This window comes from Kocuria rosea, assembly GCF_006094695.1.
Classification (GTDB): Bacteria; Actinomycetota; Actinomycetes; order Actinomycetales; family Micrococcaceae; genus Kocuria; species Kocuria rosea.
In genome coordinates, this window is record NZ_CP035103.1 from 3,248,494 (window position 1) to 3,261,009 (window position 12,516).

General features: G+C 76.6%; 13 protein-coding genes. 9 read left to right on the forward strand and 4 right to left on the reverse strand.

What is annotated here, in order from left to right; all coding sequences use genetic code 11:
* Positions 1-149 precede the first annotated feature (149 nt).
* Complete coding sequence (locus EQG70_RS14825; protein ID WP_109268603.1) at positions 150-995, forward strand: alpha/beta fold hydrolase; 846 nt, start codon at positions 150-152, stop codon at positions 993-995.
* Between the two features lie 4 nt (positions 996-999).
* Here EQG70_RS14825 and EQG70_RS14830 read toward each other — a convergent pair whose 3' ends face one another.
* Both EQG70_RS14830 and EQG70_RS14835 read right to left on the reverse strand, forming a co-directional pair.
* Positions 1,000-1,386, reverse strand: coding sequence for a hypothetical protein (locus tag EQG70_RS14830; RefSeq protein WP_017834534.1), 387 nt, complete (start codon positions 1,384-1,386; stop codon positions 1,000-1,002).
* A 146-nt stretch (positions 1,387-1,532) separates the two neighbouring features.
* Complete coding sequence (locus EQG70_RS14835; RefSeq protein WP_109268602.1) at positions 1,533-2,765, reverse strand: molybdopterin molybdotransferase MoeA; 1,233 nt, start codon at positions 2,763-2,765, stop codon at positions 1,533-1,535.
* Between the two features lie 49 nt (positions 2,766-2,814).
* Here EQG70_RS14835 and EQG70_RS14840 point away from each other — a divergent pair, with 49 nt between their 5' ends.
* The 6 genes from EQG70_RS14840 (at position 2,815) to EQG70_RS14865 (ending at position 7,012) form a co-directional block, all read left to right on the forward strand.
* Positions 2,815-3,144 (forward strand): biopolymer transporter Tol, encoded by a 330-nt coding sequence (locus EQG70_RS14840; protein ID WP_167508915.1) that lies wholly within the window; start codon positions 2,815-2,817, stop codon positions 3,142-3,144.
* Between the two features lie 112 nt (positions 3,145-3,256).
* Complete coding sequence (locus tag EQG70_RS14845) at positions 3,257-4,435, forward strand: GTP 3',8-cyclase MoaA (protein WP_109268600.1); 1,179 nt, start codon at positions 3,257-3,259, stop codon at positions 4,433-4,435.
* A 6-nt stretch (positions 4,436-4,441) separates the two neighbouring features.
* Positions 4,442-4,711 (forward strand): MoaD/ThiS family protein, encoded by a 270-nt coding sequence (locus tag EQG70_RS14850; protein WP_017834396.1) that lies wholly within the window; start codon positions 4,442-4,444, stop codon positions 4,709-4,711.
* 4 nt (positions 4,712-4,715) lie between these two features.
* Positions 4,716-5,309 carry a molybdenum cofactor guanylyltransferase gene (gene mobA, locus EQG70_RS14855; protein ID WP_035925839.1) on the forward strand — a complete coding sequence of 198 codons (594 nt, stop codon included), beginning with the start codon at positions 4,716-4,718 and terminating at the stop codon, positions 5,307-5,309.
* A gap of 39 nt (positions 5,310-5,348) precedes the next feature.
* On the forward strand, positions 5,349-5,645 hold the full coding sequence (locus tag EQG70_RS14860) for a DUF6457 domain-containing protein (RefSeq protein WP_109268599.1): 297 nt from the start codon (positions 5,349-5,351) through the stop codon (positions 5,643-5,645).
* A complete protein-coding gene (locus tag EQG70_RS14865; RefSeq protein ID WP_017834393.1) occupies positions 5,645-7,012 on the forward strand; it encodes a molybdopterin molybdotransferase MoeA in 1,368 nt (455 codons plus the stop codon). The genes EQG70_RS14860 and EQG70_RS14865 overlap by 1 nt, the downstream gene beginning before the upstream one ends.
* Positions 7,013-7,072: 60 nt before the next feature.
* Here EQG70_RS14865 and EQG70_RS14870 read toward each other — a convergent pair whose 3' ends face one another.
* Entirely contained in the window at positions 7,073-7,573 is a 501-nt protein-coding gene (locus tag EQG70_RS14870; RefSeq protein WP_035925832.1) for a DUF456 domain-containing protein, read from the reverse strand.
* A gap of 156 nt (positions 7,574-7,729) precedes the next feature.
* Here EQG70_RS14870 and EQG70_RS14875 point away from each other — a divergent pair, with 156 nt between their 5' ends.
* Positions 7,730-10,366 (forward strand): multicopper oxidase domain-containing protein, encoded by a 2,637-nt coding sequence (locus EQG70_RS14875; protein ID WP_109268598.1) that lies wholly within the window; start codon positions 7,730-7,732, stop codon positions 10,364-10,366.
* Positions 10,367-10,451: 85 nt separating this feature from the next.
* A complete protein-coding gene (locus EQG70_RS14880; protein ID WP_035925826.1) occupies positions 10,452-11,060 on the forward strand; it encodes a lytic transglycosylase domain-containing protein in 609 nt (202 codons plus the stop codon).
* 7 nt (positions 11,061-11,067) lie between these two features.
* Here EQG70_RS14880 and EQG70_RS14885 read toward each other — a convergent pair whose 3' ends face one another.
* Positions 11,068-12,510, reverse strand: a complete 1,443-nt coding sequence (locus tag EQG70_RS14885; RefSeq protein WP_109268597.1) for a phytoene desaturase family protein — start codon at positions 12,508-12,510, stop codon at positions 11,068-11,070.
* Positions 12,511-12,516: the final 6 nt, after the last annotated feature.

Consider the following 12,516-nt stretch of genomic DNA (forward strand, 5'->3'; position numbering starts at 1 on the left):
CAATTCGGTGGAAAAGAATTCATGACACATCAATTTCAGAATTCATTTTCCGTCAAGAATTCCGGCACCCTTGTTTTTCTCGGCGGAAAGGGGATGACCGAGCCCCGGCTCTCGCGCGGACGGGCGCCGGCCGGGACTAGCCTGGCCGGATGGACCGACCGACCCTCCGCCCTCCCGGTGACCTCCGCCCCGGCGTGCGCCTCGACGTGCGCGACGACGGGCCCCCGGACGGGGAGCCCGTCCTGCTGCTGCACGGCTTCCCCCAGGACGGCACGAGCTGGTCCGGGGTCGCGCCCGTGCTGCGGCGCGCCGGCCTGCGCACGCTGGTGCCCGATCAGCGCGGCTACTCCCCCGGCACCAGGCCCCGGGGTCGCCGCGCCTACCGGCTCGAGCTGCTCGTCCAGGACGCCGTGGCGCTGCTGGACGCCGCCGGGCTGGAGCGCGCCCACGTCGTCGGCCACGACTGGGGCGGGATCGTGGCGTGGACCCTCGCGGCCCACCGGCCGGAGCGGATGGCGTCCCTGACGGTGGCCTCGGTCCCGCACCCCCGGGCGCTCGCCCGCTCCCTGACCCGCTCGCCGCAGGCGCTGCGCTCGGCCTACGTCGGGGCCTTCCAGCTGCCCCGGCTCCCGGAGGCGCTGCTCGGTCCGCGCCTCGAGCAGCTCCTGCGCCGCTCCGGCCTGCCCGCGGCGGAGGCCGCCCGCTACGCGGCCCGGATGCGGGAGCCCGGCGCGCTCACCGGCGCCCTGAACTGGTACCGCGCCCTGCCGCTGTCCCGGCTGCGCACCGGACCGGTGGACGTTCCGACCACGTACGCGTGGGGCGCCCGGGACCCCGCCCTGGGCCGGCGGGCCGCGGAGCTCACGGCCGAGCACGTGCGGGGGCCCTACCGGTTCGTGGAGCTGGACGCCGGCCACTGGCTGCCGGAGACCCGTGCCGAGGAGCTGGCGGGACTGGTGCTCGAGCGCGTCGGCGGGACCGCGAACACCCCGTAGCGGCTCAGCCCCGCGGGGAGGGTCCCTCGGACGGCGCGTCCTCGCGCCGGCGCCGGGGGGTCCCCGCGATGCGCAGCGCGGCCTGGACCGCCAGCAGCGCGAACGCCGCGTAGTAGATCCCCACGGAGGGGTAGAGCTGGGGGACGGTGCCGTTCCAGCCCACCAGGGTGAGCACGAACAGGATGCCGCCGAGCACGAGCAGCCCGAGGTGCGCGGTGCCGAAGGCGCCCCGCTCGCCGCGGCGGGCGAGGAAGAGCGCCAGGACGGCGAAGAAGATCGGGAAGAGCATCTGGCCCACCACGGTGATGCCGTTCTGGTGGTACTCGTAGCGGCCGAGCGCCTGGATCACGGCGGTGGCGGCGAGGAGCAGCGGGGCGAGCAGGGACGTCATGGGGACCTGTTCTGTGCGATCGTCCGGGCGGGGGCGCGGACCAGTCTAGCGAGCGGCGGGGACACCGCCGCGGCGCCCCGGGCCGGGCCGGAGCCGCCCCGGTGGTGGTGCGGCCCTGCGGTCCCGCGGGCCGGGCGCGCACCGGGTCAGTCGAGCAGCAGCAGCTCCACCGGGGTCCCCGCCGGCAGCTCGGCCCCGCCCGCCGGCACGAGCGCGAGGGCGTTGGCCCGGGCCGCGGCGGCCAGCAGGTGGGAGCCGGACCCGCCCGCCATCCGCACCGTGGCGCCGTCCCAGACGGCGCGGCGCACCTGGGTCCGCCCGGGCAGCGGCCGGACGGCCTCCGCGAGGGGCCCCGTGCGGCGGGCCCGCGGCGCCGGGGCGCCCACGGTCCCGGTCAGGGCGGGGCGGAGGAACATCTCGAAGGACACGAGGGTGCTGACGGGGTTGCCGGGGAGGCAGACGAAGGGAACGCCGCCCGGCGCCGCGAGACCCTGCGGCCCCCCGGGCTGCATCGCGACGTGCACGAACTCGCCGTGGGGCGCGAGCACCTGCCGGACGACCTCGTAGGCGCCCTCGCTGACCCCGCCGGAGGAGACGAAGAAGTCGGGCCTCCGCGCGGTGTCCTCCGCCAGGCGTGCCGCGAAGGCGCCGGCGTCGTCGGAGAGCAGGTGGGCGCCGACCACGTCCACGCCCGCCTCCGCGAGCTGGGCGCGCAGGATCGCCGCGTTCGCGTCGAAGATCTGGGCCGGGCCGCGCGCGGCGCCGGGCGCCACGACCTCGTCGCCCGTCGTGTAGAGCACGGCCCGGGGGCGGGCGCGCACGGTCAGCTCCGCGCACCCCAGCGCGGCCGCGAGCCCGATCCGGGCGGGGGTGAGCCGCTGCCCCGCGACCAGCGCCGTGTCCCCGGCGACGACGTCCTCGCCCGCGCGGCGGACGAACCTCCCGGCCGGCTGGCCCGCCGGGAGCCGCAGGCGCGCCCCGGGTGCCGGGAAGCCCCCCGGCAGCGACTCCTCGACGGGCACCACGGCGTCCGCGCCGGACGGCAGGGGCGCGCCGGTCATGACGGGGGCCGCCTCCCCGGGGCCGAGCGGGCCGGGGACGTGGCCGGCGGGCACGGGGGCGACGACGACGAACGGGGTGCGCCCGTCCTCCCCGGGCGCCGTCCGGCTGTCGGCGGCACGGATCGCGAAACCGTCCATCTGGGAGTTGTCGAAGGGCTGCAGGCTCAGGGGCGCCACGAGGTCCTCGGCCAGGACCCGGCCCGCCGCGGCCGCCAGCGGCACGGTCTCCGTCCGGACGCGGAGACCCCGCAGGGCCTCCGTGACCGCGCGGCGGTGCTCGTCGACGCTGCGGACCGGGTGCTGCGCGTGCCTGCTCATTCCTCCAGCGTAGGTGCCGGGGCGCGCCCGTCCTGGCAGGATCGGGGCCATGACGCAACGGGATGTGGAGCACACGCCGGACGGCCGGTGGATCGTGGTGGACGGCCGGCGGTGGCGCCGCCAGGATCCCGGGCTGCCCGAGGACGTCGCGGCCCGGCTGACGTCCCACCTGGGCCGGGCCCGGGCGGCCGTCCGCACGGTGCGGCGGGACGGCACGAAGGAGGAGCTGCGGGCCGTGCGGGACAGGGTGGGACTCGCCAAGCTGGGCCTCGGTGAGCGCGGCACGCCGTGGTGGGAGCAGTCGCCCGCCGAGCAGGAGGCCCGGTGGACGGATGCTCTCGCGCGGCTGGACGAGCAGGCCCCGCCGGAGCCGGCGTGACGCCGTACGGCGCCCGGGGCGTTCTCGGCATGCTGGGGACTGATTACACTGGGCGGACCATCCCGGCACGCCGAGCACCGTGCGGGCCGGGGACGACCACCGAGGCGGTGACATGAGCGTTTCCCTGGGACTGCCGCGGCTCCGCGACACCGGTCCGGGCCCCAGCGGCGCCCCGGCCGGGGCCGGGCTGATGGACCGCCACGGCCGCCGCGCCACCGACCTGCGCCTGTCGGTGATCGACAAGTGCAATCTGCGCTGCACCTACTGCATGCCCGCCGGAGGCCTGCCTTGGCTGCCCGCCGCCCAGCTGATGACCCCCGCCGAGATCACCCGCATCGTGCGCGTGGGCGTCGAGCAGCTCGGGGTCACCGAGCTGCGCCTGACCGGCGGGGAGCCCCTGGTGCGGGCCGACCTCGAGGAGATCGTGGCCGGGATCCGTGCTACCCACCCGGACCTGCCGGTCTCGCTCACCACCAACGGCATCGGCCTCACCACCCGCGCCCGGACCCTCGCGGCGGCGGGGCTGAGCCGGATCAACATCTCCCTGGACTCCCTGGACGCCGACACCTTCCGGACCCTGGCCCGCCGGGACCGGCTCGCCGACGTGCTGGCCGGGGCGGAGGCGGCGGCCGCGGCCGGGCTGGACCCGGTGAAGATCAACGCGGTGCTGATGCGCGGGGTCAACGACCACGAGGCCCCCGACCTGCTCGCCTTCGCCCTGGAGCGCGGCTTCGCCCTGCGGTTCATCGAGCAGATGCCCCTGGACGCCGACCACGGCTGGACCCGGGCGGACATGGTCACCGCCGCCGAGATCCGCCACCGGCTCGCCGGCCGGTTCCGGCTGGCCCCGCACCCGGGTCCGCGCGAGGGCGCCCCGGCCGAGCTCTGGGACGTGCACCCCCGCACGGCCAGCGCCGCCCCCGTGGACTCCGGCGCGACCTCGGACGCGACGTCCGCGGCGCCCCCCGCCGCGGCCTCCGCCCTGCGCCCCGGCGCCCAGGACCCGCCGCTGGGCACGGTGGGCGTCATCGCGTCCGTGACGGAGCCCTTCTGCGGCGACTGCAAGCGGACCCGGATCACCGCCGAGGGCAGGATCCGCTCCTGCCTGTTCTCCCACGAGGAGGTCGAGCTGCTGCCGCTGCTGCGGGCCGGTGCGACCGACGCCCAGCTGGCCGAGCGCTGGCGGGCGGCGATGTGGGCGAAACCGGCCGCCCACGGCATGGACCACGTAGGCCTGGACTCCTCCGACTACGTCCAGCCGGAGCGTTCGATGAGCGCGATCGGAGGCTGAGCAGGGATGCTGATCCGCTACTTCGCCGCCGCCCGCGCTGCGGCCGGCACCGACGCCGAGACCCTGGAGGTCCCCGACGACCGGCCCTGCACGCGCCGGGACGTGGAGAACCTGCTGGCCCGGGCCCACCCCGAGCCGCCACCGGGACAGCCTCCGCTGGCGCAGGTGCTGGCCCGGTCCAGCTTCCTGCTCGACGGCGTGGCCTGCCCTGATCCCGACACCCCGGTCCCGTCCGGGGCGGTGCTCGACGTCCTGCCGCCCTTCTCCGGCGGATGAGCGCGTGAGCGCCCCGGGACCGGCCCCGGTCTTCCACGCCGTGGTCCTGGCGGGCGGCCGCTCCGCCCGCCTGGGCGGCCGGCCCAAGGCCGGTCTGCGGCGAGCCGGGCGCACCCTGCTGGAGCTCACGCTGGACGCGGTCCGGGAGGCGGCGGGCGTCGTCGTCGTCGGCCCGGCGGACCCGGCCGTCCCCGCGCACGTGCTGCGCACCCGGGAGGACCCGCCGTTCTCCGGCCCGGCCGCGGGCATCGCCGCCGGGCTGCGCGCCCTCGACGCCCTGCCCGCCGCACAGTGGACCCTGACCCTGGCGTGCGACATGCCCGGGGTGTCACGGGCCGTGCCCCTCCTGTTGGAGGCGGCCCGGACCGGTGACGGCGCCGCCGGCTACGTGTCGGTCCCGCCCGACGGCCACCGCCAGCCCCTCGCCGCCCTCTACCGCAGCGACGTGCTGCGCCGGGCCTTCGCGGGGCAGGACGCCGCGGACCGGTCCGTGTTCTCGTTCGTGCGCGAGCTCCCGCTCCGGGACGTCACCGTGCCCGAGGACGCCACCGCGGACGTCGATACGTGGGACGATGTGCACAGGCACCACCTGACCTGACCACGAGCGGGCGGCCCCACCGCCCGGGAGGAGCGGCGCATGCCCAAGGACCTGAGCCCGTCCGAGCACGAGATCCTGGAACGGTGGGTCGAGGCCGTGCGGGCGGCCCTGGACGTGCCCGACGCCGGCCTCCCCCTGGACGCCGTGCTGGGACTCACCGGCAGGATCGCCCACGGCACCGTGCGCCCCGCCGTCCCGCCCACCGCCTACCTGCTCGGCTACCACGTGGGCCGCGCCGCGGCCGCGGGCGAGGACGAGCACCGCGTCCTGGACCGCGCGCTGCAGACCGTCGACGGTCTCGTCCCCGCCGCCCGCCGAACCCCCGAGGAGAACTGATGTCCGGACTGCCCCTGCCCCACGACACCAACAGCCCCTACACGCACGCGCTGCCCGTCATCGAGGACGACAGCGGCACGCCCGAGAGCGCCCCCGAGGAGGTCGAGACCGTCCACGACGCCGACTGGCACCGGGCCCGGCAGTTCTCCTACGACATCGCCACCGCGCTGCCCAGCCACTGGCTGCCCCTGCAGGAGGCGCTCGGCGAGGTCCTCGCCGAGGACGTCACCGCCCCGATCCCGGTCCCGCACTACGCCTCCTCCGCCATGGACGGCTACGCCGTGGCCGGCCCCCAGCCGTGGACGGTGGTCTTCCCCGAGCCTGTGGAGACCGACCCCCGCAAGATGCTGACCATCCCGCCGCGGGAGCTCTACCGCCCGGTGCTCAACCTGGAGCCCGGCGAGGCCACCCGCATCGTCACCGGCGGACTCGTCCCCGCCGGGGCCCGGGCCGTGCTGCGGGACGAGTACGCGCAGCTGTCCGAGGAGGGCACCGTGCTCACGATCGCGGCCCACGCCCCCTCGGCCGAGGACATCCCCTACGGGCAGAACATCCGCCGCACCGGCGAGGAGGTCGCGGCCGGGGACGTCATCCTGCACGCCGACTGCCTGCTCAACCCGGCGCACATCGCCTTCGCCGCCGTCAGCGGCCACGACATGCTCCCGGTCCGCCGCCGTCCGCGCGTGACGATCCTGCTCACCGGCAGCGAGGTGGTCGAGGACGGGATCCCCGAGCCGGGCCAGGTCCGGGACGCCTTCGGCCCCCAGCTGCCCACGTTCGTGGAGATGCTGGGCGGGTCCGTGGACCAGCTCCGGCGCGTCGAGGACACCGCGAAGGCGATGCTCTCCGCCCTGACCGAGGCGCCCTCCGGCATGGCGTCGGTGCTCGATGCCCGCACCGAAGTGGTCATCACCACCGGCGGGACCGGGCACTCCGACGCCGACCACGTCCGCTCGGCGCTCCAGGAGCTCGGGGCGGTCTTCCTGCTCGACGGCCTCGCCCAGCGCCCGGGCCACCCCACGTTCCTGGCACGGCTGCCCGAGGACGGCCCCTTCGTGGTGGGCCTGCCCGGCAATCCGCTGGCCGCGATGACCAGCATCTTCACGGTGGCCCAGCCCCTGCTCGCCAAGCTGCACAGCGACCGGCCCCCGGCCACGCGCACCCTGCCGGCGGCCGAGGACCTGCCGGGCCAGAAGGTCACCGCCCTGGTGCCCGCCTACCTCCGGGACGGGACGGTCGCCCCCCGGGACCGGGTCGGCGCGAACATGCTCCGCGGGCTCGCCCACGCGGACGTCATCGCCGTGGTCCCGCCGGGCGGCGTGACCGCCGGGCAGGACGTCGAGGTGGTCCCCCTGCCCTGGCGCTGACGCGCCGAGGGCCCGGACACCGGTGGTGTCCGGGCTCTCGGCGTCCCCGGCTTCGCGGGCTCAGGCGGTCGTGAAGAGGACCAGCGCGCCCAGCACGAAGACCGTGGAGGCGGCGAGCGCGCACGCGAACTCCACGACGATCCCCAGGCCCGCCGCCTTAAGACCCGCCCAGCTGGAGTCCAGCGCCGCCCGGAGGTCCCGCTGGCGAGCGGTCTCGCTCAGCAGCAGGCCCACGAAGAACCCCACGAAGATCCCGACCACCGGGATCACGAACAGCCCCACCACGGCGCCGGCCGCGGCGTAGAGGAGGGAGCGGTTGGGGATCTGCCGGCGCTTGAGCCGGGTGCCGGTGAGCACGGCGCTCGCGGCCATCCCGGCGATCGCCAGCGCGGAGCCGATCCCCAGCACGGTCCAGCCCTCGACCGCCTGGACCGTGAGGGCCCAGACGAGGAGGCCGACCACGATCAGGATCGAGCCCGGCAGCACCGGCACGATGATGCCGAGGCACCCGACGACGAGCAGGGCGGCGGTGATGAGGGTCGCGATGATCTCGGCAGTCACGCCCTCATCGTAGGCGGCACCCCCGGTGACAGCCGCACCCTATACTGGTATCTGAGTCGCAAATTAACTGGGCAGGTGAGCTCCGTGCACGCATCCGCACGCCCCCGGGGACGGACGTCCTGGCACCGCCGGGCCGGCAGACCGGTCCGTCTGTGGATGGCGGCCCTGCTCCTCGTCGTGCTCTTCCACCGCTGGCTCCCGGAGACGCGGTGGCTGCTGGTGCACCTCGTCACCCTGGGGCTCGTGACCAACTCGGTCCTGGTGTGGTCACAGCACTTCACCGACTCCCTGCTGAAGAACCGGGTGCCCGACGACGCCCGGGGTCGGCAGCTGGCCCGGATCGGGCTGCTCAACGCCGGCACCGTGCTGCTCGTCGTGGGAATCCTCACCGGCTGGTACGTGCTGGTGCTCGTCGCCTCGACCGCCGTGGGCGCCGCGGTGGCCTGGCACGGGGCGGCCCTGCTCCGGCAGCTGCGCACGGCGCTGCCGTCCCGGTTCGCCGTGACCGTGCGCTACTACGTGGTCGCGGCCTTCCTGCTGCCGGTGGGCGCGGTCCTCGGCGCGCTCCTGGCCACCGGCCCCGCCGGCGCCTGGCACGCGCGCCTGCTCCTCGCCCACGAGGTCACCAACGTCCTGGGCTTCGTGGGCCTGACCGTCGCCGGGACCGCGCTCACCCTGTGGCCCACGATCCTGCGCACGCGCATGCCGGAGCTCTCCACCCGGGTCAGCACCGCGGCGCTGCCCGTGCTGACCGGGGGGCTGGTGCTCACCGGGACGGCGGCACTGGCCGGGTCCCCCGTGCTCGCCGCGGCGGGCCTGGCGGTCTACGCGGCGGGGCTGGGCGCCGTGGTCGCGGTCATGGCCCGGACCGCGGTGCGGGCCCGTCCCTCCGACTACGCGGGCTGGTCCGTGGCCGCCGGCGTCCTGTGGTGGACGGTCACCGTGGTGGCCGCCGTCCTCGTGGTGGCCCTGCACGGCTTCGACGCGGCGGCGCTGGGACAGCTGACCGTCCCGTTCGTGGCCGGCTTCCTGGTACAGGTGCTGCTGGGGGCCATGACCTACCTCCTGCCGGTGACCATGGGGGGAGGGCCGGCGACCGTGCGGGCGGCCCACCGGGCCATCAACCGCGCCGGGACGTTCCGCGCGGTGGTCGTCAACCTGTGCGTGCTGCTCTTCGCGCTCCCACCGGGTGCGGTGCCCTCCTGGGTCCGGGCCGTGGTCTCCGTCCTGGGCGCGGCGGCGCTCTTCGCGTTCGTCCCGCTCATGGTCTCCGCCGCCCGGACCTCGCTGGCGGGGCGCCGGGCGGCCATGGCCCGCCGGGCCGGGGAGCCGGTGCCCGTGCCGGAGGCCGTCGCCCCCGCCGCGCCTCCGCGGCCGGCCCGCGAGGCGCTGGCGGGGGTGCTCGTGGTGGCCCTGGGCGTCGCGGCGGGCATCGCCGTGAACCCCGCCGCGGCGGGGTTCGACCTGCGCGGCGGCGGCTCCGGGGCCCCGGCCACGGGCGGGACGACCACCGTGCAGGTCAGTGCCCGGGAGGGGATGCGCTTCGAGCCCTCCGTCGTGGAGGTCCCGCTCGGCGACCAGCTCGTGATCGAGCTCACGAACGACGACCCGACCAACGTGCACGACCTCGTCCTCGCCTCCGGCACGAGCTCCGGGCGCGTCGGCCCCGGACAGACGGTGACCGTGGAGGCGGGGGTGGTCGACGGACCCCTGGAGGCGTGGTGCTCGATCGTCGGGCACCGCAGCATGGGGATGACCCTCGACGTCGTCGCCGTCGGCGCGGACGGCGCTCCCCTCGACGCGCCCTCCGCGGCCGGCCAGCGGCGCGGGGCGCCCGGCGTGGTCCCCGCCGGCACCGATCCGGCCGACGGCGCGGACCTCGGGGCCGCCCCGGGAGAGGGCGTCGAGGTCCGCTCCCCCGTGCTCGAGCCCGTCGGCGCGGGCGTCCAGGAGGACGGCCGGCGGGTGCACCGGGTGGACCTCGACGTCTCGGAGGGCGAGCACGAGATCGCCCCCGGCGTCCGCATGCGGGCGTGGACGTACAACGGCCGCTACATGGGGCCCACGCTGCACGGGGAGGTCGGCGACGTCTTCGAGATCACGCTGACCAACGGCGCAACGATGGGCCACTCGGTGGACTTCCACGCGGGCACGGTGGCGCCCGACGAGAACATGCGCACCCTCGCCCCGGGGGACTCCCTCGTCTACCGCTTCGAGGCGGTGCGCTCCGGCATCTGGCTCTACCACTGCTCCACCGCGCCGATGAGCACGCATGTGGCGGCCGGCATGTTCGGCGCCGTGGTGATCGACCCGCCGGGGCTCCCGGAGGTGGACCGCGACTACCTCCTCGTGCAGAACGAGACGTACCTGGGCCCGCCCGGGGAGGACGCCGGCGACGGGACGGGGGTGGACGCCGCCGTGGACCCGGCCAGGATCCCGGGCGGGGTCCCCAGCTTCACGGTCTTCAACGGCCACGCCACCCAGTACCTGCACGAGCCGCTGACCGCCCGCGCCGGGGAGCGGGTGCGGATCCGGGTCCTCGCGGCCGGGCCGTCCACGGGGCTGAGCTTCCACGTGGTCGGCGCTCAGTTCGACACCGTGCACAAGGAGGGCGCCTACCTCCTGGAGCGCGGCGGCGCGGGATCCGGCGGGGCCCAGGCCCTCGACCTCGCCCCTGCCCAGGGCGGCTTCGTGGAGCTGGAGTTCTCCGAGCCCGGCACCTATCCCTTCGTGAACCACTCCCTCGTGGAGGCCGAGCGCGGAGCCCGCGGCCTGATCGAGGTCACCGGCTGACCCTCCCGTCCACCGGGCGGGCGTGGAGGCTGTCCCCCCAAGAGGCCGCAGACCGGGGCGGGCGGGCCGCCCTAGCCTGGAACAAATGGCCACCACCGTCCTGGACCCCGCGCGCCCCGGCACCGAGGAACTCGCCCCGCGCGGTTCCCGGTGGTTCCTGCTGGCCTCCGTGGTGCTGCTCCTGATCGGCACCGGCGGGCTCTTCCACGCCAACGCCCCCGGGTGCTGCGGGGCGTCCCTCGGCGAGGAGCCGATCCGCACCGCGCCCGTCCCGGAGCCGTGGGGCGATGACGTCCTGGCCGCCGCCGAGCTCTCGGGGCTCCCGCCCGAGATCGTCGCCGCCCAGCTGGACGTCGAGAGCCGCTGGGACCCCCGGGCCGTCAGCCCCGCCGGGGCGCAGGGCCTCGCCCAGTTCATGCCGGACACGTGGAAGCGCTACGGCCGGGGCGACCCGTTCGACCCGCGGGCCGCCATCCGGGCCCAGGGCCTCTACCTCAAGGACCTGCGGCGCATGGTGCGGGGACTGGCGCCCGCCTCGGCCCGGGAGGAGATCGACCTCGTGCTGGCCGCCTACAACGCCGGGCCCACGGCGGTCCTGCGGCACGGCGGGATCCCCCCGTTCGCGGAGACCCGCGGCTACGTGGCGCAGATCCGCGAGCTCGCGGCCACGACGTACGCCGGGGTCGGCGCCTGAGCGCTCGTCAGCCGGCGGGCCGCCGGCTCCTCGCGAGGCCCCGCAGCGCCCTGCGGGCGGCGTGGTACCCGGCCATGCCGTGCACCCCGCCGCCCGGGGGCGTCGACGACGAGCACAGCCAGACCCCCGGCACGCCGGTGGCGTAGGGGTCGGCCTGCACGGCCGGCCGGAACAGCTGCTGCAGCCCGTCCAGGGAGCCGCCGCCGATGTCCCCGCCCACGAGGTTCGCGTTCCACGCCTCCAGCCCGGCCGGGGAGGTGTCCACGCGCTCGCGGATCCGGTCGCGCACCCCGGGGGCGAAGCGCTCGAGCTGCCGGAGCACCTGCTCCCCCGCCCGGGGGTCGTCGCACCCGTGGGGGACGTGGGCGTAGGCCCACAGCACCTGCCGGCCCGCGGGGGCCCGGGACGGGTCGGCGGCCCCCTGCTGGGCCACGAGCACGAACGGGCGCTCCGGCAGCCGGCCCGCCCGCGCCTGCTGCTCCGCGGCGCCGATCTCGGCGAGCGTCCCGCCCACGTGCACGGTCCCGGCCTCCGCCACGCGCGGGTCCCGCCACGGCACGGGGCCGTCCAGCAGCAGGTCCACCTTGTAGGAGGCCGTGCCGTAGCGCCACCGGGCGAGCGCCCGCCGGTACCGGTCCGGCAGCTCGAGCCCGCGCAGGCCCAGCACCTGCCGGGGCGTGAGGTCCAGCAGGACGACGTCGGCCGGCCGCACCTGGGCGAGGTCCGTCACCGGGGAGTGGACGAGCACCCGCCCGCCGTGCTCCTCGAGATCGGCCACCAGGGCGTCGACGACGGCCTGGGTGCCGCCGCGGGCCACCGGCCACCCCGTGGCGTGGGCGGCGGCGCCGAACAGCGTCCCGAAGGCGGAGGTCAGCGCGTGCCGCGGGGGCAGCACCGCATGGGCGGCGGACCCGGCGAAGAGCCCCCGGGCCTGCTCGGTGCGGAACAGCGCCCGCGCCGTGGCCGCGGCGGGCCACGGCGCGCGCAGACCGAATGACGCCAGTGCCCGCGGGTGCTCGGGCACGCGCACGAGCGGGCCCAGCACCGACTCGACCGTCTCCTCCCAGCGCTCCACCACGCCGCGGTGCAGCAGGGACCACGCCCGGCCGTCCGCGCCCAGCCCCGCCGCCGTGCGCTCGAGCGAGCGGTGCAGCAGGCCCGGCGGGCCGTCGTCGAGCGGGTGCGCGGCCACGACCGGCGGGTGCAGCCACTCCAGGCCGTGCCGGTGCAGGCCCAGCTGCGCGAACAGCGGGCTGGCCACGCCGAAGGGGTGGACGGCGGAGCCGAGGTCCACCACCGTGCCGGGGCCGAGCACGGCCGCGGAGCGGGCCGCGCCGCCGGCCGAGCCCGCCGCCTCGTGGACCGTGACGTCGAGGCCCGCGCGGGCCAGCACCACGGCCGCGGCGAGCCCGTTGGGCCCCGAGCCGACGACCGCGGCCGTCCCCTGCACGGGCCG